The sequence below is a fragment of the Plantibacter sp. CFBP 13570 genome (assembly GCF_014841395.1).
In the GTDB taxonomy this organism is placed as follows: Bacteria; Actinomycetota; Actinomycetes; order Actinomycetales; family Microbacteriaceae; genus Plantibacter; species Plantibacter auratus.
This window is the reverse complement of the sequence record NZ_JACYTW010000010.1, coordinates 42,930-66,850: the sequence shown is the minus strand read 5'-3', so window position 1 is coordinate 66,850 and position 23,921 is coordinate 42,930. Positions and strand designations below refer to the sequence as shown.

Genomic DNA, 23,921 nt, shown 5'->3' with positions numbered 1-23,921 from the left:
GCGCGCTGCGTCGGACAACATGAAGCCGAGGACCACTACCGTGAGTTCCATCGCATCGGCTGATCGCAGAACGGCCGAAACTGGATGGGAGATCGCGTGTCACTCGCTATGAATCCGTTGGGGCAGCTCGCGTTGGACGAGCTACGCACACGAACCAGTATGAAGTGGCGAACGCACCCCGCAGACGTTCTCCCACTCTGGGTGGCGGAGATGGACGTCCCTCTCGCAGCGCCGGTGAGAGATGCGGTTCGGTCCGCCCTCGAGCGTGGCGACACCGGCTACGCGACCGGCATCGGATACGCCTCGGCGTTCCAGCAGTTCGCCGCCCATCGCTGGTCCTGGGCGGGACTCGAGCTGGAGCAAACGGCCATCGTCCCGGACGTGATGCTGGGAATCGTGGAGGCGCTGCGTCTCCTGACAGGACCTGGGGACGTCGTCGTCGTGACGCCTCCCGTGTACGCCCCGTTCTACGCGTTCGTGGAGCACGAGAATCGCTTGATCCTCGAGGCTCCGCTGTCGGGTGAGGGCCGGTTGGATCCGTCCGCCTTGGAGGTCGCCTTCGCAGAAGCAGCGCGACGGTGCCCGTCCCCCACTTTCCTGCTGTGCAATCCACATAACCCCACGGGCACCGTCCACTCGCGGGAGGAGCTGGGGATGGTGGCAACACTCGCGCGTCGCCATGGCATCCGTGTGATCTCCGACGAGATACATGCGCCGCTCGCGCTTGATGGAGTCGAGTTCGTGCCGTATCTGTCCGTTCCCGGTTCCGAAAACGGCATGTCGTTGGCCTCCGCCTCCAAAGCTTGGAACCTCGCGGGACTCAAAGCCGCTCTCCTCGTCGCAGGACACGAGAGCCTCGCCGATCTCGCGCGGCTCCCAGAGGAAGTCAGCCACGGTGTGAGCCATCTCGCGGTCATCGGCCATGCTGCAGCATTCCAGGACGGAGGAACGTGGCTGGACAGCCTGCTGTCCGGACTCTCCGAGAATCGACACCTGCTCGAGGAGCTCGTTGCACGCCACCTGCCTCAAGCGAGGTTGCGACGACCGGAGGGATCGTATCTCGCGTGGATCGACTGCTCGAAGCTCGGCTTCGAGGAAGAGCCTCACCTGGGCCAGCGCGCAACCGTTGCTGAGCTCGAGGGCCCGGCGCAATTCTTCCTCGACCATGCAAGGGTCGCCCTGAGCTCAGGTCACGTCTTCGGCACGGGTGGCCACGGTCACGTCCGGCTGAACTTTGCGACCAATCCCCTCATTCTCGAGCTCGCGCTGCGGCGGATGGGCGACGCTGCCAGGGCGAGGGACTGACTCGACAAGTATGCACGGGCCGGCCGGCCCGGCTCACTGCCCCACGCTGCGGTCCGTCTTCCGGGCCCCGGGGCCATCGCCGACACAGGAAGCCGGAAGCGGCACGGCACCGACATCGTCAGCGTCGGCGTCGACAGCCGGAACAGTGGCCGCCCAGGCGTTCATCGCGTCGAGGACCGACTGCAGACCGCGGCCGACCCCGGTCAGTTCGTACTCGACCCGCGGCGGGAGCTCCCCATACGCCGTCCGTGTCACGATCCCGTACGTCTCGAAGCGGCGCAGGCGATTCGTCAGGGTATGGGCGCTGATGCCTGGGAGTGCCGCCTTCAGATCACCGAAGCGAAGTGGACCACCGAGCAGTTCACGGACGATGAGCGTCGCCCACGGGCCATCCAGCAGGGTCAGGAACCGCGCGATCCCGCATTCCGGCCAGGCTTCCGCAGAGAATGACATGAGTTTCGACCCATCTCCGTTAGTGAACTTGAGGTAACCAGTGCATCATATGCACTAATAGTCACATGACCTACCTCATCCACGGAGCGACCGGTGCACAGGGTGCCCCCGTCGCCGCCGCACTCACCCGTTCCGGCCACCACGTCACCGCAGCCGTCCGCAATACCGCCGCCTACACCGCCGGGCCGGCGGTCGCCGTCGACACCGCCGACCTCGACTCCCTTGTGGACGCTTACACCGGTGCGGACGGCGTGTTCGTCCACCTCCCGCTCGGTTCCCCCGCCCAGCAACTCGAGCAGGCGACCACCATAGCCACCGCGGTCGATCGGGCACGCCCCGGTCGGGTCGTCTTCTCCACCAGCGGCTATACTCTCGGCGGCAACAACAACGAGGACGACAGCGCGCACGGTGTGCTCGTGCGTCGTCTAGAGGCAAGCGGCGTTCCGACTGCCGTCATCGCCCCGCGCCTGTATCTCGAGAACTTGCTCCTGCCGCCCGTCATCACCGCTACCCGCGAGGAGGGGATCCTCCCGTACCCGATCCGGGAGGATTTCCTCGTCTCGTGGAGCTCGCACCTCGACATTGCCGAGGTCGCCCTCCGCCTCTTCGAAGACCCCTCCGTGACGGGCGTCGTCACCGTCGGCGCCCTCCCGGGACTCTCCGGACCCGACCTCGCCAAGGCGTTCTCCAACCACTTCGGTCGCGAGGTGCGCTTCCACGCTCAGACACCAGACGAGTTCGGCGAGATGATCATCCCCATCTTCGGCGCAGACGGCATCGCGCCCGTCGTCGACTCCTACCGCTGGCGTGCCACCCTCGACGACGAACTCATCGACGAGACGCGTAGCGCTCAGGCGCTTCTCGGCCTCGCACCACGCTCCGTCGAGCACTGGCTGCGCGACATCGGCGCCTGATCCCAGAGACACTGCGGCGGAGCGGACGACCGTCTCCGCCGCAGCGCTGGAGGTTCGGGGCACGGCTACAGTGAGTGAATGGACCTATGGACGTTGTCCTGCAGTACACGGAAGCACGACAACCGAGACCTCGTGATACGCACGGAATCGGTCCGGTGACATGATGCGCGGAACATACCGGAAAACGGAACATCGTCGACGCGACATCGTTGCGGCGGGGCTGACAGTGTGTCGGGCTGGAGAAGGTTCGACCGGCCTCCTCCGAAAGACGGCCGCCCAGGCAGGTTTGAGCGAGGCCGGAGTGCTCCATCATTTCGCCGGAGTAGGCGATCTGCTGGAAGCCATCCTGGACCGCCATATGGCCGAAATTCTCGAGTGTGCAGCATGCGATCGGGTCTCGGGGAGAGCCAAGCTGCTCTGTCTGTCGGATCTCTTGGACTGCAGCCTGCGAGACCCCCACCTGGCGCATCTCTACCTCACGCGCACCAGCGAACCTGGGTCGTCGGCGAACAACGCTCAGCAGGCGTCGAACGCCTACACCGACGCCCTCCGCGAGTGCTCGCGCCTGGGCTTCAAGCAATGCCACGACGAGGGCCAACTTCGATCAGGGGCCGATATGGACGCAGCGGTCGAGTCGCTGATCTCACTGGTCCACGGGCTCCAGCTCCGGGCGCTGCGAGAACCAGGTCTGAATGTGCGTGCGGTGTTGGAGACGCACATCGGCACCTACCTCCGCGACGGACCTCAGATGGCCTCCGCAGCGGGCTGAGCGATCGTTCGCCCCGAGCCGGGTGCACTGGTGGCCGGGCATGGGTCGATCAGCTGGCATGAGACCGAGAACGACGAACGAGACTTCATATCCACGTAATCAGGAGGCGACTATGTCAAAGACTCGGCCAACGGCGATCTTGGTGCGCGGCGCCCGCGTGCACAATCTGAAGAACGTCGATGTGGACATCCCGTTGAATCAGCTCGTCGCAGTCGCGGGGGTTTCCGGCTCTGGAAAATCCTCCCTGGCGCTCGGCGTGGTCTACGCGGAAGGATCACGCCGATACGTGGAAGCACTCTCCACCTACACCCGCCGACGCATGACGCACGCTGCCCGTGCCACGGTCGACTCGGTCACCTACGTGCCGGCTGCGCTCGCACTGCGTCAACGGCCGGGTGTGCCCAGCGTACGATCGACGTTCGGCACGTCCACAGAGCTGCTGAACGTTTTGAGAGTCGCGTTCTCGCGGCTTGGGTCGCACCTCTGTCCCAATGGACACCGTCTCGCCCCGACGATCGATGTCGCTGCGAACCTGGATCTCCAATGCCCAATCTGTGGAGCGACGTTCTATCCCCCCGGTGCCGAGTCCCTCGCCTTCAATTCAGACGGTGCGTGCTCGGTGTGCACCGGGACGGGATTCGTCCGCGACATCGACGACGCGGCGCTTGTGCCTGATCCGACGAAATCGATCAGCGAAGGCGCCGTCGCACCCTGGGGGATGTTCGGTCTGTCCGTGATGCCGCAGGTCGCTGCTGAACTCGGAGTACGCATCGATGTGCCGTACCACGACCTCACCGACGCGGAACGGAGCATTGTCCTCGATGGGGCCTCGGTCAAGCGCGAGATCCGAGTGCCCTCGAAATCCGGGAAGCTCTTCGACCTGAACTTCACCTACCGCAATGCCCGACTCGCGGTCCGCGAAGCAATGGACAAGGCAACGAGCGAAACGGGGCTGGCACGAGTCAATCGGTTCATCACAGCGCAGGAGTGCTGGTCATGCCACGGGAGCCGACTGTCGAACGACGCTCTCGGTAGCGAGGTCGACGGAATCAACCTGGCCGCCGCGACCAGCAAGGACCTCAGCGCCGTCATGGACTGGATGGCCACGATCCCGAGCCTCGTCTCATCCGAGCTTCGCCCGATGGCGAGGCTGATCGCCGAACAATTCGCCGAGATGGGCACGCGTCTCCTCGAGCTTGGTCTCGGGTATCTCACCCTCGACCGGGCGAGCTCGACCCTTTCCACCGGCGAGCGCCAGCGGGTGCAACTCGCTCGAGCTGTCCGTAACCAGACGACTGGAGTCCTGTATGTCCTGGACGAGCCGTCCATCGGGCTCCACCCGGCGAACATCGACGGTCTGGTCGGGGTGATGCGCGACCTACTGGACGATGGGAACTCGGTCATCCTCGTCGACCATGACGTGCAGGTGCTCCGCGAAGCCGATTGGGTGATCGAGATCGGTCCCGGTTCAGGCGGAAACGGCGGGACGGTGCTCGCTCAGGGAACCGTCGCGCAGATCGGCGCACATCCGAATTCACTGATCGGGGGCTACCTGGTCGGGGATGAGGACGTCATCGGCCGGAAGCGCGCCACAGCCGATGAGATGTTCTCGATGGGCACGATCCAGGTCGCAACGACGCCCGTCCACACGGTCCATGCACTCGAGGTCGCGATCCCGAAGGGGCGACTCATCGCGGTCACCGGCATGTCCGGCTCGGGCAAGACCACGTTGGTGCTCGACAGCCTGGCAGCGGCCATCAATGCAAGCCGGGACGGCACGAAGATACCCGCCCACGTCCAGAGCTTGAGTGCTGCAGGCCTCTCGAGCGCCGAGGTGGTCGACGCGACTCCGATCGGCACCAACGTCCGGTCGACGGTCGCGACCTACAGTGGCATCCTCGACGAGTTACGCAGACTCTTCGCCGCCACCGATGTCGCGCGGGCTCGAGGACTGGGCGCGGGTGACTTCTCGTACAACACCGGGTCCCTCCGGTGTTCCCGATGCGAGGGTACGGGGCAGGTCGTACTCGACGTCCAGTTCCTTCCGGATGTCGAGATCCCCTGTCCGACGTGTGTCGGAACCCGGTACGGGCCGGACGCGGACAGCGTCAGGATCACCACCAGTCGGGGTGACCGAAGTCTGCCGGAGCTCCTCGCCAGCACGGTCGAGGACGCTGGAGACATCTTGGCCGACCGTCCTCGCATCGCTCAGCGGCTCCAGACGCTCAGCTCTCTCGGCCTCGGTTATCTCACGCTGGGCGAGGACACACCGGCACTGTCCGGGGGCGAGGCTCAGCGGCTGAAGCTTGCAACCGAGCTCGGTCGGAAGCATCGAGGCACGCTCTTCATCTTCGACGAACCATCTGTCGGCCTGCATCCTCGCGATATCTCGGTCCTCCTCGGCGTCCTGGATCGATTGCTGGCCACCGGCGCGACGGTGATCGTCATCGAACACGACCTGGACGTGATCTCGAACGCCGACTACGTGATCGACATGGGGCCGGGTGGAGGTGTCGAGGGAGGCAGGGTCGTGGCGACCGGCACTCCTGAGGAGGTCTGCCGCAACCCGGAAAGCGTCACAGGCCGATACCTGGGACCTGCCCTGAAGATCACTGGTGAGCGGACTGTCGGCTGACGGGAAGAACGGATTCGGGCCGGGCAGGTCATGGCGACGCGGTGACGATATGGGGGCGCCCGGTGATGGGGTGGTCGATGATGCGCGAATCGACGTGGAAGACGTCGTTGGTCAGCGACGGGGTCAGCGTCTGAGCCGGCGGACCATCGGCGTGGACACGACCGTCCTTCATGACGATGATGCGGTCGGCGTGGGAGACGGCGTGATCCAGGTCATGCAACACGATGATGCGGGTGAGCTCCACCGCAGCCAGGAGCTCGAGCAGCTCGTGCTGCGCAGTGACATCGAGGTGGTTCGTCGGCTCATCCAGTAGGAGGACAGGCGCGTCCTGTGCAAGGGCACGAGCCAGGAGTACCCGCTGGCGCTCACCGCCCGACAACGTGCTGTAGCGGCGATCCGAGAGGTGAGCGGCTCTGCAGCGCTGCAAAGCAGACTCGATCACATCGCGATCTCGGACCGACTCACCACGAAACCACGGCTGGTGCACATGACGTCCTGTGGCGACGATGTCACTCACGCGGAGACCGTCGTTGTTCGTCTGGTGTTGCGTGACCACGGCCCGCAACTTCGCAGCTTCCCGGGGTGACGCCTCCCACACGTCTGTTGTGCCGATGATGATCTGCCCCGTGTCAGGCTTCAGCGCACGATACAGGGCGCGAAGCAGCGTCGATTTCCCTGAACCATTCGGTCCGACGATCGCGACGAACGCGCCCGGCTCGATATCCAGCGAGAGCTGCTCGATGAACGGCCGTCCTCCCACGCTCACCTGGAGCTCATCGATGGAGAGCTTCATGACCGCCCCTCCGGCGAACGCATCAACCAGAGGAAGAAGGGCCCGCCGACCAAAGCCGTGAAGATCGTGAGTGGATACTCGTTCGGGCTGCCAATGGTCCGCGCGACGAGATCGACGAGGACCAGGAAGACTGCGCCGGACAGCGCGGAGACGGGCAGCAGCCGCCGATGGTCCGCTCCGACCAGCATTCGAACCGCGTGAGGGACGATCAAGCCGACGAACCCGACGCCGCCTGCGACAGCCACCGTGACGGCGGTCAAGAGCGCAGCGACAAGCAGCAGTCCGAGTCGGAATCGACGGAGATCGACTCCCACGGCGACGGCGTCATCGTCTCCGAGAGCAAGCGCATTCAACCCGCGCGCTTGAATGAGCAGCCAAGCACCAGCTCCGAGCAGAGCGACAGTGGGCAAGGCGAGCGTTTCCCAACGAGCCCCTGCTACGCTCCCCATCATCCAGAAGAGGATGCCCCGAACCTGTCCAGGCTCGGCCTGCAACTGCGCAAAGCTGGTTCCGGCCATCGCGACGTATCCCAACGCCACTCCCGACAGCACCAAACGGATGTCCGTGAACGAACCGGACCGCTGAGCGAACGCGAAGACGAGGAGCAGGAGAACCAGCGCACCGATGAAGGCCGCCGCCGGTGTGCTGAGTCCGAACAGCGCGCCGGAGCCGAAGGACATGACCAACACTGCCCCCAACGAGGCCCCGGACGACACACCGACGATATATGGATCTGCGAGCGGATTTCGGAGCAACCCTTGGAGTGCGGCACCGGCCAGTGCGAGGCTGGCGCCCACGACGGCGGCCATGAGAACCCGGGGGACTCGCAGCTCCCAGACGATCTGCTGGTCGAGCGGATCGAGCCCTGCCGCTCGACGGGTGAGGTTCGCACACAACACGGCGATGACCCGGTCTGCGGAGATGTTGACGCTACCGAAACCGATCGCGAGCAGCGCCACCACAACGGTCACGCAGACCGTCGCCGCCAACCACCATGCGAGTGGCGCATTTCCCCCCGAACGATGCGCGGCACTGGCCGCCGGCACCGTTCTAGAACGCGTCGGGATGTGCGGCACGGGCGATCTTGTCGATGGCTGCGGCGTTCGTAGGGCCGACGTACACCCCGTCGGAGACCTTGACGTAGTTGTTGGTCCGTGAAGCCTCCCACTGGGGGTACGCGGCAAAGATCTTTGCGGCCGCGGCGTCGAGGTCCTCCCCCGGCATGAATCCACCGACGACGAGCAGCTGCACATCGGCTGCCGCCAACTGCTCTTCAGTGATGTTCTCGGTCAGGTCGGTGTCCGCGTTGGCGAAGGTACTCGTGACTCCGGCTCGCTCGAGCACATCGTCGAAAATACCGCCGGCCATGACCGCCGGAAGTCCGTTCGCACTCATCATCGACATCCCTGGGAACACGATGAGCCCGGTCGGTCGGTCCGCTCCGTCCACGGCCAGTGAGACGGCTTCGATCTGTTGACGTTGCTCATCGACGAGTGCCTGTGCCGCGGCCTGCACGTCGAACACGTTGCCGACAAGGTTCAAGAAGTCGAAGGACGACTCGATCGTGGCAGAGGCGAACGTCTCTCGTTCGGCGTCAGTCGCATCATCCTTCCCCATGGCACAGTTGGCAGGATTCACAATGGACTCGATACCGAGACCTGCGAGTTCCTCCCGCGTTGCCTGCCCGGCATCCGCGTCGAAACCTCCAGACCAGGTCGATATCACCAGGTCTGGTTTGAGCGCCAGGAGATGTTCCGACGGGATGTCGAAACTCCCCATGTCGAGATTCGCTGTCGGCAGTGCGTCGATCTGCTCGACGAGTTCGGGACTGTCCGACATGCCGTAGTTCTGCGCATTGGCGAGCACAGCATCGCTCAGCCCCAGCATGACCATCGACTCGACTTCGCTGACCGAAGCGCCGTTGAGGAGCACGACCCGCTCAGGAGCTTTCTCGAACGTCTGCTCGTATCCGCAGTTGTCGATCGTGAAGGGATAGCTGGTCGCTCCCCCGGTCAATTTCGTTCCGTCGGTAAGAGCAGCCTCGGGTGCTGCAGCTTGCGCAGAGCAACCAGCCAGTGCCGCCAGGAGGAATGCCGCTCCGACCGCGAGCGCGGTGCGTCGTTGACGGGGAGAGTTCATGAGCGAGATCGCCTTTCACAGGACACGAGTGCGTGGATGGCCCAACCACTGATCGACGGAAGGACCCAGAGCGTGGAGAACACCCGTATAACGCCAAGGTCGAGCACGAGTGCATGATTCACGACGCTACTCTACATCATGTAGAGCAACGATCCATGGAGCTCGCGGGTTTGTTCTACATGTTGTAGAATCAGCTCGGATGCGATGTCGTCACCTGAGGAGCGTCCCATCCAATCGGAGGCCGGCCCTTCCGCTCGTCACGGAGACACACGGGTCGGCCTCCTCCCTCAAGGTGGTGCGCATCAGGGACGATGACCCCGGCCAGGTTCGAAGACACGTCCACGCCGGCACTCAGATACCGAGGTCCCCGAGCCATTCGTGCACCGCTCGAGGCCGCAGGCCCAACAGGCTCACAGCGGACACTGAACCGTCGGTCGCCCGACTCTGAACCTGAGCACGGTGCAGGCGGTCGACGACAGACTGGCCGGACACCGCGCCCCCGTCGGCGAACGCACTGAGCTCAAGGAACGCGTCCTGCGAGATGGCCTCGTAGGCGATCTCACGTTCGAAGTAGCGACTGAAACCAGCCGCGATGTCGGGACCAGACAGCCCCGGAGAGGCACCGACCAATACGCGCCCGCCGACGTGCTGGTGGAAGAGCTGGGTGACGGTGTCCGCGACATCGAGGTGCGAGCTCCAGCGGAGCCTTACGTCACGGTGCATCGGGAGCCGGAGCACCCCCTCGCGAAGCGCTGCGTCGAAGATCTGCGGCGCCAGCAGGTTCTCAAGCGAGATCTGCGGCTCGACGACGGCGAACGGGACACCGATGGCCTGCAGCTCATGATGCAGGATGGCGATGGCCGAACCGGAGCCGGGGCCAATTGCGTGCCCGCTCGTGGACATGACGACGCGCCTGGGTCGAGCGACGCGAATGGCTCGGCTGACCGCCATCATCTGCGCGCGATGGTCCTCCGGTCGTCCCTCAGGGAGGTGGATGAAGACGCCACCCGAACCGCGATAGGCCCGTATCAGAGCTTCGGTGGACGACAGATCTACGACCATGGCCGGGCCTCCGATGCGAGTGACATCTCGGATAGCCCCGATCGCGTTGAAGCCGGCAGCGGTGAGCGCGGTCACGACGGGTGCTCCTTGCGCCCCTGTTGCACCGTGCACGATGTACCTCAGCGACGGACTACTCATCGGCCTCACCCACTTCCTCTGACACTCGCGCATTGGTCGACAAGCGACGTCGGCAGGTTCACCACACCGGCCAGAAGCCGAGGCACATACCGATCGCCATGAGCGCCATGAGGGAGAGGTTCAGACGAACGACAGAGGGAGCCCGTCGTAGGCGGATGAAACTCGCGAGGTACCAGATCGTCGACACACCGAAGGCGACCATGAACGACACACTGATGACGTTCTCGGCCGTCCACATGAGGCCCTGCGGCGGATCCATGTGCCCCTCGTCGTGGGACATGCCGTTCATCAGGACGCCCATGACGACCATCGCTCCCATCATGAACGCATGGAACCCGACCCTGGCCCAGCCAGCGTGATGATGACTCGAGATGGGCGAATCCGGGTCCGTGTGACGAGCCGGAGCGGGAGTGCCGAAGAGCAGCACCAGATAGAACAGGGTGGCCAACGAGAAGACGATGATCTGGATGACCGGAGGAAAAACGGCCATACCCCAGGACCATGGCATCGCGAGCATGGAGAAGCTCATGACCACGTGGAAGATGTCGCTGAGCCGCCCTACTGGGTCGCGATCTCGCGCGGCACGGATGAGGTAGCCGACGCCGGTGACGAAGAACAGGACGGTCATGATGATCGCCACGGGGGTTGGGTACGGCACGGTGTCCCTTCAGAACGTGGATACGGCGAACGTCGAGCAGATGCTGGGGGAGGTGGCAGCTTGGGGTCGAGGTGTTCCTGAAACCATCACGCTCGCGTCGCACGTCGTTGGAATTCCCCGACCAGCACGTCCGTGACGACGAAGGCGGCGAGACTCAGACCGAGCAGCGGAAGGAACAGCCCGATCACCAGCCCCCCGGCCAGGATCGCCAGCACCCCCCACCAGGGTGCGCGTGCAAGCACCTGTGAGGCCGGCGGCTTCCCGACGAGGCGCCCGCCGCCCGTTGGACGGCGCTTCCACCACATCAGGTACCCGAAGATGACCATTGCCATGATCCCGGCCGCGAGCACGAACAACGCCAGTTGATTGGGGAGCCCGAACATCGATCCCATGTGGGTGTCGATGCCCCAGCGCGTGAGCTTCGCCGCCAGTGGGAATTCCGAGAAATCCGTGCGGTCCGTCACTCGCATCGTCGCACCGTCGATGGCGACCGCGTCTACTTCCGTCGGAAAGCTGCGTTGAATCTCCTGGACCACCCACGCCGAGCCTGCCTCTGCGGGGGGCCTGATCTCCACCAACCCCGTGTTGACGTTGACGCCTCGGGCGACAGCCAGTGCTCGCTCGAAATCCCCGGGAGAGGGTGCAGGAGCCGGAGTACCGCCGTCGGACGCACCTCCCCCGCCATGCCCAGCGTGTTCTCCGCTTGGGGATGAACCGCCGGAGAGGTCCGTCTGTACTGACGGAGTCGACCAATCGAACGCTTGACGAAGCGTGCTGAAGTTCCCCCCACCCCATTGCGACCACGAGATACCCGTGGCCGAGAGGAACAGAGCGCCGATGAGTAGCCACACTCCGGTGGATGCATGCCACGAGAAGATGCGGCGATATCCGCGCGCCGAACGATTGGGGCGGAGGAAGTCTCTTTTGGAGCGACTCCTCCGTATACGCGCTATCCACAGCCCGAGGCCTGCCAGGGCGATGATGCCAAGCCAGGATGCGGCGAGCTCGCTGTACAGTCGTCCCGCATCGCCCAGGTGGAGATTGCGATGCAACTGATCGATCCATGTGCGGATCGGGAGAGCGCCACTCGTCCCATAGGCGGTGAGGTCCCCGCGGATCTCCGCGGTCGAAGGATCGACGAAGATCGCTCTCGTCTCACTCTCCCCGAGACGGCCGTCCGCGTACATCACGCGGGTGGTGTCACCCGGGCGAGGTGCCGGCCGCACTGCGACGATGGTCTCTGACCCACCGACAAACGCCTCCGAGGCAGCAATCTGCTCGGCGAGTGGCACGGTGTGACCACGCACCGGCGCATGCAGCTGCTGGGCGTAGACCATCTGCTCCAACTGAGGCGTCAACGCATACAGAGCCCCACTGCCCGCAGCGACGAGGATGAACGGCCCCACGAAGATGGCGGCGTAGAAATGCAGGCGGAGGAGAAAGGACGGAAACCAGCTGCGCCGGCGGGGCAGCCCCGCCGGAGGGCCCGCATCAGCGCCGCGTGCGTCCTGGCGGTCGTGCAACCTGGTCAATACCTTCTCCTTCGGGCGCGTGGAGTCACCGAGTTCCATGAGGATCTGCGGAAACCGAGAGCGTGCTTTCGCATGTGCTCTACAAATAGTAGAGCACATGCGGCGACCCTCCGTGGCAACGGAACATCGGACAGGCGGGATGACATACGCGCGTACTACTGCTTGTAGAGTAGACGAGGGCAGCTGCCCTCCATCGACTGAGAGAGGTACCTCATGTCCGACATCACGACCACCTACTCGGTATCAGGTATGACGTGCGAGCATTGCGTCGCGTCCGTGACCGAAGAGCTCTCCGAGATCTCCACAGTCCACGCGGTGGACGTCCACCTCGAATCCGGATCCGTGCAGGTGTCATCGACCGCGCCGCTCAGCGAAGCCGCCATCCGGAACGCCATCGAAGGCGTCGGCTACACCTTCAACGGCCTCGCCTCAAGCTGAGGCGCCTCTGTGAACGACATCGCAGCGCGGGAGCGACCGAGCCATGTGCAGGCGCTTCGGCGTCCTTTGACCGCTGCGGTGGCACTGTCGGCGCTCATCGTGATCGGGGTGATCCTGGCGGTCGGTGATTCGAGTTACGTCGACCTCAGCAGAGGCGACCCGGGGCCAACCGTGTCTCTTGGGACCGGTGTCCTTCGGCTGATCGCCGAGTGGGCGGGCATCCTCTGCGTGAGTGCGCTCGTGTACGTGGCGTTCCTGCAGGTCCGAAGCGGGCGAGAACGAACCGTTGTCGAGAACATTGCCGAGCTCTCCGTCGTTCGGGTGAGCGCACTCGTCTGGACGCTCGCCGGAGGTGGGCTGGTCGTCTTCGACGCAGCGGATGCGAACGGGGTGACGCTCGAGCGCGTGCTGTCTCCCGGCGGCCTGCCCTACCTCGTGAGCGCGATGGATCTCCCGAAAGCCTGGATCCTCGTCACCGTCGCGGCTTTCATCATCTTCTGCGGCGCGTGGTGGACGCGATCCTGGACGACCACACTCGTCTTAGCGGCCGTGGCGGTCCTCGCCTTGATCAGTCCAGTCCTGGTTCATCAGGTCCTGGTCGGGCCCGGCCATGACTTCGGCAGTGATCTCGCAACCTTCGGCGTGCCGGCAGCCGGGATCGTGATCGGTGTGCCGATCGTACTCATCCTCGTCACGGCGAGAGGCTTCGGGCTCCCGCCACGGACGCTGCGGCGCGCCCGAGTCCTACTCCGAGGCACCTGGGCCGTCGCGTTCGCGGTGGAGATCGGTTTGCTCCTCTTCAAGACCGTGTTGCTGAGATTCGCCCTCACACCGACAGCAGGACTGATCGCCGTCCGGCTCCTCGTCCTCCTGCTCGTCGCAGCGCTCGCGTCAGCACTCATTGCTCGGCTTCTGGATGCTTCCTCCCCGGACGCGTCGAGGGCGGTCGCCCTCAGGCACCTCTGGCCGCTTGCCCTGACGGCCGCCGTCTACATCGGCGTCACCGTCGCGATGACGAGAATCCCCCCGCCCCAGTACTTCATGCCCGTCAGCGCCATGGAAGTGCTGTTCGGCTTCGAGATGCTGAAGACCCCGACGCTTGCCATCCTCTTCGGCGAATGGAGAGGCAACATCTTGTTCGCCGTCGTCGGTGCTGTGGCGGTCATCCTGTACCTCGGTGCCGTCATCAGGCTCCGCCGCCGCGGGGACGCATGGCCGGTCGGCCGCACCGTGGCCTGGGTCCTCGGTTGGGCCGTCATCGTTTTCGCGACGTCCTCCGGATTCGGATCCTATTCCGGCCCGTCGTTCAGCATCCACATGATGGTGCACATGGGTCTGAACATGTTCGGCCCAGTCCTCCTCGCGATGGGCGGCGTGGTCACCCTCCTCCTTCGGGCTACGCCGCCCGCCAAGCGACGAGACGTGGCTGGACCACATGAATGGTTGATCGACATCATCGGCAGCCCGATCGCCCGATTGGTGTTCAATCCGATACTCGTGTTCCTGGTATTCGTCGGGTCGTACTACGCGTTGTATCTGTCGCCGTTGTTCGAGGAGGCTATGCGCTTCCACTGGTCGCATCAACTCATGAACATCCACTTCCTGGTCTCCGGGTACCTCTTCTACTCGCTGATCATCGGCGTGGATCGCCCCCCGCGGCCGTTGCCGCACCTCGGCAAACTCGGGTTCGTCCTCGCAGCGATGCCGTTCCACGCGTTCTTCGGAGTGATCGTGATGACGAGCACCACGCTGATCGCCGGAAACTTCTACGCCTACATGAGGGCTCCGTGGCACGACGACTTGCTCGCCGACCAGCACCTCGGCGGGGGCATCGCCTGGGCTGCGGGAGAAATCCCGTTGCTCATCGTGGTGATCGCACTGTGCCTGCAATGGGCGCGTCAAGATGACCGAGAAGCGAAACGCAAGGATCGACACCTCGATTCCGGGGTGGACGAGGACTTCGACGCGTACAACGACATGCTGAAACACCTCGCCGACCGGGGTCGGCTCCAGCCCCAGCAGCCGACGGCATCCGCTCAACGAAAGGACACTGGATCGTGAACTTCAGCGACGACTACCTCGAACTGAACGTCAGCGGAATGACCTGTGCCGCGTGCGCCGGCCGAGTCGAACGAAGCCTCAACAAGTTGGACGGCGTGACCGCCTCGGTGAATTACGCGACCGAACGAGCCGTGGTCGCCGGACTCACGCCGGCGGAGTCCGAACGTGCACTCGAAGCCATCACCAAGGCCGGCTACGGTGCGGTGGTCCGCACTGAGGGCGATGACGACTGGAACCGCCGTGCCACGGCGGACCGGATCGCCTCCCTGAGACGGCGCCTCACACTCTCCGCGATACTCACCATCCCCCTCTGCGACCTGACCATCATCCTGGCCCTCGTCCCCGATCTGAGATTTCCCCTGTGGGAACTCGTCTGCATCTTGCTGGCCTTGCCCATCGTCTTCTGGTGCGCATTGCCGTTCCACCGTGCCACGATCAGAAATCTGCGCCATGGCACCGTGAGCATGGACACCTTGGTATCGCTCGGCATCGTCGCCTCCTTCGGATGGGCGGTGACGACTCTCCTCATCGGCGGATCGGACGAGCCAGGCTATTGGCTCGGATTCGGGATGACCCCGGCCGGGGCGGACTCGATCTACTTGGACGTTGCGGCAGGCATGACGACCTTCCAACTCGCGGGTCGATACTTCGAGACGCGTTCGCGCCGACGGGCGGGCGACGTCCTCTCAGCACTCGGCAACTTGGCCGCCACGGAGGCGAGAGTGCTGAGATCTGGCGTGGAACACGTCATCCCGACCATCGAGCTCCGCAAGGGCGACACGATCATCGTCCTCGCCGGCGAGACGATCGCCGCGGACGGCACCGTCGTCGCCGGTTCCGGTGTCGTCGATGCCAGCATGATGACTGGCGAGCCGGTTCCGATAGAGGTCGTCCAGGGATCCCCCGTCGTCGGCGGCACGATCAACACCTCTGGCCGACTGACAGTGGAAGCGACCTCCGTGGGAACCAACACGCAGCTGGCACAGATGGCGTCGCTGGCTGAACAGGCCCAGGAACGAAAAGCCCGAGTACAGAAACTCGTCGACCGGATCATCACCGTGTTCGTTCCAGCGGTCATCTCACTGTCACTCGTCGTCGGATTCGCGTGGCTTGCGTTCGGAGCAGCACCTCGAGACGCCTTCGGCACGGCCATTGCGGTCCTCATCATCGCTTGTCCGTGCGCTCTCGGCCTCGCAACCCCCACCGCGCTCATGGTCGGCGTCGGTCGAGGGGCCCAGATCGGAATCCTCATCAAGGGACAGGACGCACTGGAAGCAAGTGGGCGAATCGACACCGTCGTCTTCGACAAGACCGGAACGGTGACGACGGGCCAGATGCGTGTTGCCGGCGCCGTGATCGCAGGCTCTCACATGGAACGCGAGGTTCTCGCCATGGCGCGGTCCGTCGAATCCGCATCGGAGCATGCGATCGCGAAAGCGCTGGTGGAGTACGCCGATGGACTCGGCGCTCATCATCTCGACGTCACCGACTATGAGACGCTCGCAGGGCTGGGTGCCCGCGGGAGCGTCAACGACAAGGAGGTCCTTGTCGGGAGCGAGAAGCTCGTACGCGCACACGGAGCGAGTCTCGATGACCTGCCGATCGGAGACCCGGAACACACAGCCGTGTACGTCGTCATCGACGGCACTACTGCTGCACGATTCGTGCTGACGGATGAGATCAAGCGCTCCGCTCGACCGACAATCGATCGACTCCGGAACCTCGGACTCCGAACCATCCTCCTCAGTGGAGACGCGACGACCGCGACGGAGCGGGTCGGCGCGCTGGTAGGTGTCGACGAGGTGATCGCCGAGGTCCTCCCGACTGAGAAGGCGGCGACCATCAGTCGACTCCAAGAAGAGGGACACGTCGTCGCGATGGTGGGTGATGGAATCAACGACGCAGCGGCGCTCGCCACCGCAGATCTCGGCCTCGCCATGGTTGAAGGCACCGACGTGGCGATGAAGTCGGCGGACATCATCCTCGTGCGCGATGATCTCGGTGTCGTCGTCGATGCGGTCCAGCTGTCCCGGAAGACACTGAGCACCATCAAGGGCAACCTCATCTGGGCGTTCGGCTACAACCTGGCGGCTATCCCCATCGCGGCAGCTGGTCTGCTCAACCCACTGATCGCCGCGGCCGCAATGAGCGTCTCGTCGATCCTGGTCATCTCGAACAGTCTGCGGCTGCGGAATTACCAGCCGACTCCCCCGACCAGGCCGGAGCGGGGGGTCGCACCGTCCGCTCATGGTCAGCAGAACGCTGCCGGAGCTGGTGTGATCTGACGGATGTGGCCCGCCCCATACCGGACGGGCCGCTTTGAGAAATATAGAATGACTTGGCGAACGAGCGACGGAGGACTCATGGCGGGAGAACGTCTACGAGGGCGCGGCGAGCTGGAGAACACGGTGCTCAGGATCCTCTGGGAGAGTGACGAGGCGCTGCGCGTGCGCGAGATCCAGGAACGTTTCCCCGAGAAGCAGCCTGCGATCACCACACTGCTGACCGTGCTCGAACGGCTGCGGTTGAAGGGGAGTGTCCTACGAGAGGCGGACGGGCCGAAAGGGAACCGCTTCGCCGCGAGCACCAGTGAATCCGGGTACGCCGCAGACGCCATGCTGAGTGCCTTGACCGGGGTCGGCGATCGATCCGCTGCGCTGGTGCACTTCGCTGGAGACCTCGATGACGACGACGTGGAGCTCCTCCGGTCAGCGCTCGACGCCAAAGCACGCCGCTCACGCCGTCAGACCTGAGCGATGTTCCTCGTTCTCGCCCTGTTGGGCTATGCCGCTCTCACGATCGTCATGGCTCCGCTCGTCCTCACACGGGGAATGTGGCGACTTCGATTTCCACGGACGGCACTGTTGCTCTGGCATGGCGCATTCCTCAACGGCATAGCGGCAGCTCTCATCAGCATGGTCGTCGCGGTCGTTCTTGCTGTCGGAGTCCACACCGCTGTACCCGACGGTCGGACCAATGTCCTGGAGCCGACGGTCATCGTCCTTGCTGCATGGCTGGCGCTAGGGACTGTCGGCGGATTGATCGCGCTGGTCTTCGCGAGAGCGGAGCCGCTCTTCGAGCTTGATCGTGAGGCCGAGGCATCGTTCTCGGAATTGCTTGGATCAGGCTTCGCGCGCGTGGAACACGTCGGCAACCTCACCGTGAGGTACATCGACTCCTCCCTGCCGGTCGCGTGCACGACACCGGGACGTCGGCCGGAGGTGATCGTCTCGTCGCGCCTGGAGTATGCACTCACCCCTTGGGAGCTGCGGGCCGTCATCGAACACGAGCGCGCTCATGTCAGACATCGGCATGCATTCGCCAAGCGCCTCGCGCTACTGAACTCAGCCTGTCTCCCGACCGTCCGCGGCGCGACACAGTTCAAGCGTTCCACCAACCTGCTGATTGAACTCATCGCAGACGACAGCGCGGCTCGCGTCTGCGGGAGCGATCAGGTAGCCGCTGCTCTCGCATGCGTTGCGGAGCTGAGCGGAAGTGCCGGAACGGCCGTGAGATCCGAGCGGCTCCTCCAGTTGCCGGCGAAGCGACTGAGTGCCGCTGGCCGTCGGCTCATGGTTGCGGGCGGTTGAGCGTCCTGATCGCAGTCTCCGCCATCCTCTACAATATGTAGAAGTTGTTCGGCATCCACCGCGCGTCGGACAGGGAGGGAAGCCGTATCTCCATACTCCTGGTTCTCACTCAGCTCATCGCCCTTTCTGGACTCATCATCCTCATCGGGTTGGGATCGCCTCCGAGGAACGATGACGTGCCGGACCCCACGTTCGTCGAGGAGATCTCGGGATACGCCGAATCACTTCGCCGATGTCTGGCGCGGCTCAGGAGGCGGGACCACTGAGGTGCGGATCCCATCCTCGAGTCGTCTCAGAGGTCACCAGACTCCTCGGCGCGACCCGTCGAGCTCCCGAGCGGGCCGCGCTGAGTGGTCGGAGATTACTCCGACGGGGAAACTGGCGATCAGTAGACGACGTCGAATGTGGCATCCGCTCGATCAAGCACCGTCGAGATCCGCGTGAGCTCCAGTTGACCGTTGATGTGACGGATGTAGCGATCCGGGTAGTTCACCGACCTGAAGGAGTCCCATCCAGCGTCGGCAAGCCCCGGGACTCTCGTGAAGGTTGCGTCTGCGCGGTAGGCGGCTGTCCCGTCGTTCGGCGCCAGCACCAGCTTGAATCCGGAGTGACGGAGGAAATGCCCCGGGTAGTTCACGGACTCCAACGAGACCGCCGAGGGGTCCGACAATCCAGCGACGATGCGCCATTGCGAGTCAGCCTGAGGGTCGAACGGAACCGCATCGATACGGGCTCTCAGACCCGCATGCCTGACGTACGAGCCGGGGTAGTTGAACGACTTCAGTCGCTCGCTCTGCGATCCGCCGAAGCGTCCGAGCAAGCGATCATAGTCGGCACGGGTGATCGGCTTGATGCTGTTGTGCTTCGACCCGAGCGGTGCGGTGAAGTCGGCACTGCTGACGGCGTTCCATGTTCCAGTCGTGATGTCGCCCTGCCAGTTGACGAACGTGCTGTTGGGGCAATAGTTGTCACCCCACAACGTCCAGGAACCAGGGTCGGTCAACGACCGCACCAGTGTCGGAGCCTCAGCACATCCGGGGAGGTTCGGGGCCTCCGAATATTGACGGAAACTGCCCGGCTCGAGCGTCGATGACCTCGCTCCCATGAGGCCTGCGTCGGGATTCGGCCCTCGATAGTAGAGGTAGTTCTGGCCCCCAACACCCGTCACGACGTCGGAGTCGATCACACCGCCCCGTCCACCGTTGTCGAAGAAGCGGACAGCCGGTGACGCCGTCCGGAAATCGGTGGTGTAGGAGACCATGATGACGCCTTCTGGCCCACCTGCCGGCGAGGCGGAGTAGGTGATCCCATATTGCTGACGAACGGGGTCCCAATGGACCGCCGGCGCCCAGGTGTATGACCCGGGGTTTGCCGAGTTCACGCTCAGCAGCCGATCGCCCGACCAGGTGACGAGGTCGGGTGATGTCCAGACATGCAGGTTGGGATTCGCTTGGCCGAAGGGCACACCGACCTCGAGATCTGTCGCGAGGAGCACCCAGGTGCCGTCCTGCAGTCGATGGATGAACGGGTCGCGAATTCCGCCCGTACCGGCCGTCGGGTCGAGGATCGGCCGGTTGTCGTTGAGTGCCTGCCACTGCCTGCCATCGAGACTCACGGCCAGATGGACGTTGTTGGAGTTCCCGGTGCCGTCAAGGCTCTCCCGGAAGTAGGTCATGACGTAGGCCGCATCGGCGTCCGCAGCTGCTGCCGGGGATACCGGGGTTCCGGCTGTCACGAGCCCAGCAAGTATCGCGACGCTGCTGGCGAGCGCGAGGAGGGATCCTCGGCGCAGCCTGGTCGGCAGATGTCCGGTGCGCTGACGCTGTCGCCGAACGTCCGGAGTGTGAAGTGGGAGCATGCTGGTTCCTTCCAAGGAGTTGCGTGATCGAGCGGTGTCGGGTCGAGAGCGCGTCGCGTTCCGACGCTCCTGATCAGTCGATGGCGAACGTCGCATCGGCCGCACCGACCGTGCCGCTCACCCGCTCCACGTACAGGCGATAGTCGCGGTGCCGAAGGTAGGTTCCGGGTGTGGCGATGGACTCGAAGGACGTCTTGGCGGCGTCCGCAAGCCCTGCACGAATCGTGAACGATGCCGCGGCCGCGAACGTCGGTGTGTTGTTGGATCTGGCCAATGTGATGCCGGACGGTCCTGCGAGCAGGTAGTGGCCGGGGAAATTCGCCGACTCGAGCGAGTTTCCTCCGGCGAGGCCCTCGACGACGCGGAACCAGGAGTCGACACTGGGTTTGGGCGCGGCGTCGAGGCGACCGACGTAGTTGGCGTGACGGACGAAACGGTCAGGGAAGTTGTGAGACCGCAGGCGCGAGGGCAGGATTCCGGCGGCGACGGGGATGCCGAAATCCGGGGTGCCGTCGGCGTTCCAGTACAGGCGCTGCACCCTCGCGTGGCGGTTCGGGTCGAACAGCGGATCTCCCGGGATGTCCCGGTACTCACGCGCGTGGTAGACCAGCACGTCGATCTCCCCACCACGCCCGTCCGGCGCGGTCGTGAAGCAGTTGTGACCGGGTCCGTACTGGCTCGTGGCATCGTTCGACACGAACACCGGTCCTGACGACTTGACCCATGAGTTCGCCGAGAGCAGATCGGCTGAGGCGTTGGCCGTCAGCAACCCGAGGCAGTAGTTCGCGTCGGTTGCGCTCGCAGAGAAGCTGATGAAGACACGGTCGTTGCGGATGATGACCGACGGGCCTTCGTTAACTTTGAACCCGCGGGTCTCCCATGATGCCGTCGGAACCGAGATGCGGGTCTGGGGTCCGGTGAGGGTCGACGGGTCGGACATCTCCGAGATGTAGAGGTTGCTCCCGGCATCGATGCCGGGTTCCCCCTGAGCCCACACGAGGTACTGGCGGCCGTTGTGCGAGAAGGTCGTGGCGTCGAGAGAGAACGTGTCGAACTGGGTGACGATCCGTCCCCGTACCGTCCAGTTGGCGGTCATGGGATCGGGGCCATCTGCCTGGAGCACGTACGGGCGGACGCGGAAGGGTTCGCCGGCATCGCCGGCCGCGAAGTAGATGTACCATCGTCCGCCGACCTGATGGATCTCCGGTGCCCAGATGTACCCACCCATCGTCCCGCTCGGCGGCCGGACCCAGAGCGTGCGCTCAGTCGCGGTGGCGAGCCCGGCCAGGGATGGCGCGGCCCGAAGGACGATCCGGTCGTACTCGGGGACCGATGCGGTGAAGAGGTAGCGACCGTCGGGATGCCGGTTGATGTGCGGATCGGCCCGTTGCCGGATCAGCGGGTTCTGTGCACCGAGCGGGAGAAGCGCGGGCGCCGCCAGGGCGGCGCCGGCAACGCCGAGTGCGGGTAGCGCCAGTCCCGCCGTCAGCCCTGCGGCTCCGATCAGCAAGGTTCGACGCGAGAGTGAGGAGGTCGCTTGGGCGAGAGGGGTGATGTTCACGGGGTGACTCCTTCGTCATCGTGAGGTGGGTTGGTGGGAAACGTCACTTGATGGTGAACCGCTGGCACGCGTTGTCGAGGAGGCTGTACTGCTGCAGCCGCGCGCCGTCGCCGGTTGCGCAGTTGGCGAGGTCGATCGACTTCCCGGTGAGTGCCGACACGAACCGCACGGAGCCGTCCGAGAGTGGCGTGAGGCGCCAGGATGATGCGGTCCCGCAGGCCTCCTGCACGAGGCCGGCGCCGTCAGCAGTGGATCCGCCACTCACGGTGAGGCACAAGGCTGGTGCCGAGGCCGGGTGGATGTGCACCGCGCCACCGACGTCGGAACTGAAGGTGTAGGTCTGGCAGGGCGATCCCAGGTACTGATGCTGTTGGAGGATCGCGCCGATCGCCGTGTCGCAGTTCGGCACGTCGAAGGACTTGCCGGTCGGGACGCTGAGGATCTGGGTCGGTCCGACCGGGCGGATCGACCACTGCTGACAGGCGTTGCCGAGCGCTCTCCACTGCCTCACCTCTCCCCCGGCGGCCGTCGTGCAGTTCGCGACGTCCAGCATCTTGCCGTTGGCGCGGTTCGCGATGGTGAGGTAGCCCTCCGATGCCGGGGCGGGGAGCCACTCCTGGCAGGTGTTCGCCAGCCAGGCCCATTGGCGGGCATCAGTTCCGTCCGCGGTTCCACAGTTCGCGGAATCGAGGACTTTGTTGGTCGAGGCGTTCACGAAACGGTACGCGCCGTCCGCGGTCGAATCCATGACCCAACTGGACGCGGCGGTTGCGCTGTTCGCGCAGGCTCCCTGCACCACGTTGCCGCCGTCGACGGTCGAGCCGCCCGCGACCGTCAGGCAGAGGCCGCTGTTACGATTCACGACTTCGAAGGACGCGCCTTCGACACTGGCGGTGACCGGCCCGCGCTCACCGGAGGGCACCGCAATGGGCGTGCCGGTGGCGATCGGCGTCCCGAAGTCCGGCTCGCCACTCGCATTCCACGTCACCTGTTGTGCCCGCGCCGAACGCTGACGAGCGCATCCACCGTCGGCCCTGGCGTTGCCGTGATAGAGGTTCCACGTCTGGGTGCCGTCGGGTGAGGTGAAGAAGTCGTTGTGCCCGGGGCCGAAGACGCCATTCGCCTTCGAGAAGACGGGACCCGCACTTTTGTTCCAGGATGCTGCGAGCACCGGATCACCGCCGGTGTACCTCAGCGTTCCGAGCTGGTAGTCCTCGGTACCGCAGGAACTGGCCGAGAAGACGATCCACGTCTTTCCGTCCTTCTGCAGTGGCACGGGGCCCTCGTTCACCGGCATACCAATGCGCTCCCAGTCGGCCGTCGGCTGGGACAGGATGTTGATCGGGCCGGTGGCCGTCCACGGGTTCGACATCCTCGCGATGTAGTTGCTCTGCAGGCGATTCGGCTCTGGGGAGAACATGGACCAGGTCACGAACAACTCGCCGTTCAGCTCCAGATACGAGCCGTCGATGTTCCAATCGTTCGTCGGTATCGGCTGTCCTTTGTAGGCGTACGGACCGGTCGGGTCGTCGCCGGCGCTCTCGATCACCTGCAGGTGCTGGCGGTCGAACGTTCCGGCTGTGCCCATGGTGTACATCAGGTACCAGCGCGGACCGTTCGGGCCGGTGAGACGCTTGAGTTCGGGCGCCCACATGTTGGCGTTGCGCCCGGCGGTGGTGTCCGAATAGACCGTGACTGGGGCAGCGGTCTTCAGCCCCTCGAGCGTGGGCGCCTTACGCATCACGACCCGGTTGTCCCAGGTGGTGGCGACGAGGTAATAGTTCCCGTCGAAGAACTCGATCGTGGGATCGGCTCCGTCCGGCAGAACGGGGTTCGTGAACGTCGCCTCGCCGATGGCGTCTGCGGGTGACGTCGGCGCAATCAGCGCGCCGGATAGGACGAACAGCAGACATGCCGCTGCGAGGAGGAAACGACGGAAGAGTGACACGGAGAGCTCCTTCGATCTCGAGTCGCGGCCGAGCGCAGCCACAAGGCCGCACTCAGATGCTGCATCT

General features: G+C 64.6%; 20 protein-coding genes. 10 read left to right on the top strand and 10 right to left on the bottom strand.

Features of this window, described 5'->3' with window-relative positions; translation table 11 throughout:
• The first annotated feature begins 159 nt into the window (after positions 1–159).
• Positions 160–1,305 (top strand): MalY/PatB family protein, encoded by a 1,146-nt coding sequence (locus IFT89_RS05730; protein ID WP_244650613.1) that lies wholly within the window; start codon positions 160–162, stop codon positions 1,303–1,305.
• 33 nt (positions 1,306–1,338) lie between these two features.
• Here the strand turns inward: IFT89_RS05730 and IFT89_RS05725 are convergent, their stop codons facing one another.
• Positions 1,339–1,758 carry a winged helix-turn-helix transcriptional regulator gene (locus tag IFT89_RS05725; protein ID WP_202938461.1) on the bottom strand — a complete coding sequence of 140 codons (420 nt, stop codon included), beginning with the start codon at positions 1,756–1,758 and terminating at the stop codon, positions 1,339–1,341.
• A 65-nt stretch (positions 1,759–1,823) separates the two neighbouring features.
• On the opposite strand from IFT89_RS05725, the gene IFT89_RS05720 reads away from it, so the two are divergent.
• The 3 genes from IFT89_RS05720 to IFT89_RS05710 all read left to right on the top strand — a co-directional run bounded on the left by IFT89_RS05720 (position 1,824) and on the right by IFT89_RS05710 (position 6,076).
• Positions 1,824–2,672 carry an SDR family oxidoreductase gene (locus IFT89_RS05720; RefSeq protein ID WP_202938460.1) on the top strand — a complete coding sequence of 283 codons (849 nt, stop codon included), beginning with the start codon at positions 1,824–1,826 and terminating at the stop codon, positions 2,670–2,672.
• A gap of 163 nt (positions 2,673–2,835) precedes the next feature.
• A complete protein-coding gene (locus tag IFT89_RS05715; RefSeq protein WP_137243658.1) occupies positions 2,836–3,441 on the top strand; it encodes a TetR/AcrR family transcriptional regulator in 606 nt (201 codons plus the stop codon).
• A gap of 58 nt (positions 3,442–3,499) precedes the next feature.
• Entirely contained in the window at positions 3,500–6,076 is a 2,577-nt protein-coding gene (locus IFT89_RS05710; RefSeq protein WP_244650612.1) for an ATP-binding cassette domain-containing protein, read from the top strand.
• Between the two features lie 28 nt (positions 6,077–6,104).
• Here IFT89_RS05710 and IFT89_RS05705 read toward each other — a convergent pair whose 3' ends face one another.
• From IFT89_RS05705 to IFT89_RS05685, 6 genes are all read right to left on the bottom strand, one after another.
• On the bottom strand, positions 6,105–6,869 hold the full coding sequence (locus tag IFT89_RS05705) for an ABC transporter ATP-binding protein (protein WP_124769860.1): 765 nt from the start codon (positions 6,867–6,869) through the stop codon (positions 6,105–6,107).
• Positions 6,866–7,945: a FecCD family ABC transporter permease gene (locus IFT89_RS05700; protein ID WP_240044063.1), complete on the bottom strand. Its 1,080-nt coding sequence runs from the start codon at positions 7,943–7,945 to the stop codon at positions 6,866–6,868. The genes IFT89_RS05705 and IFT89_RS05700 overlap by 4 nt, the downstream gene beginning before the upstream one ends.
• The gene (locus IFT89_RS20155) at positions 7,920–9,008 is read right to left on the bottom strand and encodes an ABC transporter substrate-binding protein (protein ID WP_137243660.1); all 1,089 of its coding nucleotides are present in this window, start codon (positions 9,006–9,008) and stop codon (positions 7,920–7,922) included. Before IFT89_RS20155 ends, IFT89_RS05700 begins: the two co-directional genes overlap by 26 nt.
• A 351-nt stretch (positions 9,009–9,359) precedes the next feature.
• Positions 9,360–10,208: an SDR family oxidoreductase gene (locus IFT89_RS05695; RefSeq protein WP_244650611.1), complete on the bottom strand. Its 849-nt coding sequence runs from the start codon at positions 10,206–10,208 to the stop codon at positions 9,360–9,362.
• Between the two features lie 58 nt (positions 10,209–10,266).
• Positions 10,267–10,848, bottom strand: coding sequence for a DUF5134 domain-containing protein (locus IFT89_RS05690; RefSeq protein ID WP_137243662.1), 582 nt, complete (start codon positions 10,846–10,848; stop codon positions 10,267–10,269).
• A gap of 104 nt (positions 10,849–10,952) precedes the next feature.
• Positions 10,953–12,437: a PepSY-associated TM helix domain-containing protein gene (locus tag IFT89_RS05685; RefSeq protein ID WP_137243663.1), complete on the bottom strand. Its 1,485-nt coding sequence runs from the start codon at positions 12,435–12,437 to the stop codon at positions 10,953–10,955.
• Positions 12,438–12,611: 174 nt separating this feature from the next.
• Here IFT89_RS05685 and IFT89_RS05680 point away from each other — a divergent pair, with 174 nt between their 5' ends.
• From IFT89_RS05680 to IFT89_RS05655, 6 genes are read left to right on the top strand one after another with little or no spacing between them, the layout of a single operon-like run.
• A complete protein-coding gene (locus IFT89_RS05680) occupies positions 12,612–12,836 on the top strand; it encodes a heavy-metal-associated domain-containing protein (RefSeq protein WP_124769866.1) in 225 nt (74 codons plus the stop codon).
• A gap of 9 nt (positions 12,837–12,845) precedes the next feature.
• Positions 12,846–14,897 (top strand): cytochrome c oxidase assembly protein, encoded by a 2,052-nt coding sequence (locus IFT89_RS20715; RefSeq protein ID WP_137243664.1) that lies wholly within the window; start codon positions 12,846–12,848, stop codon positions 14,895–14,897.
• On the top strand, positions 14,894–17,182 hold the full coding sequence (locus tag IFT89_RS05670) for a heavy metal translocating P-type ATPase (protein ID WP_275068422.1): 2,289 nt from the start codon (positions 14,894–14,896) through the stop codon (positions 17,180–17,182). Before IFT89_RS20715 ends, IFT89_RS05670 begins: the two co-directional genes overlap by 4 nt.
• A gap of 48 nt (positions 17,183–17,230) precedes the next feature.
• Complete coding sequence (locus IFT89_RS05665) at positions 17,231–17,650, top strand: BlaI/MecI/CopY family transcriptional regulator (RefSeq protein WP_191941604.1); 420 nt, start codon at positions 17,231–17,233, stop codon at positions 17,648–17,650.
• 3 nt (positions 17,651–17,653) lie between these two features.
• A complete protein-coding gene (locus tag IFT89_RS05660; RefSeq protein WP_137243666.1) occupies positions 17,654–18,487 on the top strand; it encodes a M56 family metallopeptidase in 834 nt (277 codons plus the stop codon).
• Between the two features lie 44 nt (positions 18,488–18,531).
• Positions 18,532–18,753: a hypothetical protein gene (locus IFT89_RS05655; RefSeq protein WP_137243667.1), complete on the top strand. Its 222-nt coding sequence runs from the start codon at positions 18,532–18,534 to the stop codon at positions 18,751–18,753.
• A gap of 119 nt (positions 18,754–18,872) precedes the next feature.
• On the opposite strand, the gene IFT89_RS05650 is transcribed toward IFT89_RS05655, so the two are convergent.
• The 3 genes from IFT89_RS05650 to IFT89_RS05640 all read right to left on the bottom strand — a co-directional run bounded on the left by IFT89_RS05650 (position 18,873) and on the right by IFT89_RS05640 (position 23,854).
• Complete coding sequence (locus IFT89_RS05650; protein WP_202938459.1) at positions 18,873–20,162, bottom strand: glycoside hydrolase family 43 protein; 1,290 nt, start codon at positions 20,160–20,162, stop codon at positions 18,873–18,875.
• A 256-nt stretch (positions 20,163–20,418) separates the two neighbouring features.
• A complete protein-coding gene (locus IFT89_RS05645; RefSeq protein WP_202938458.1) occupies positions 20,419–21,906 on the bottom strand; it encodes a family 43 glycosylhydrolase in 1,488 nt (495 codons plus the stop codon).
• A gap of 43 nt (positions 21,907–21,949) precedes the next feature.
• A complete protein-coding gene (locus IFT89_RS05640; protein ID WP_197977584.1) occupies positions 21,950–23,854 on the bottom strand; it encodes an RICIN domain-containing protein in 1,905 nt (634 codons plus the stop codon).
• Between the last annotated feature and the right edge of the window lie 67 nt (positions 23,855–23,921).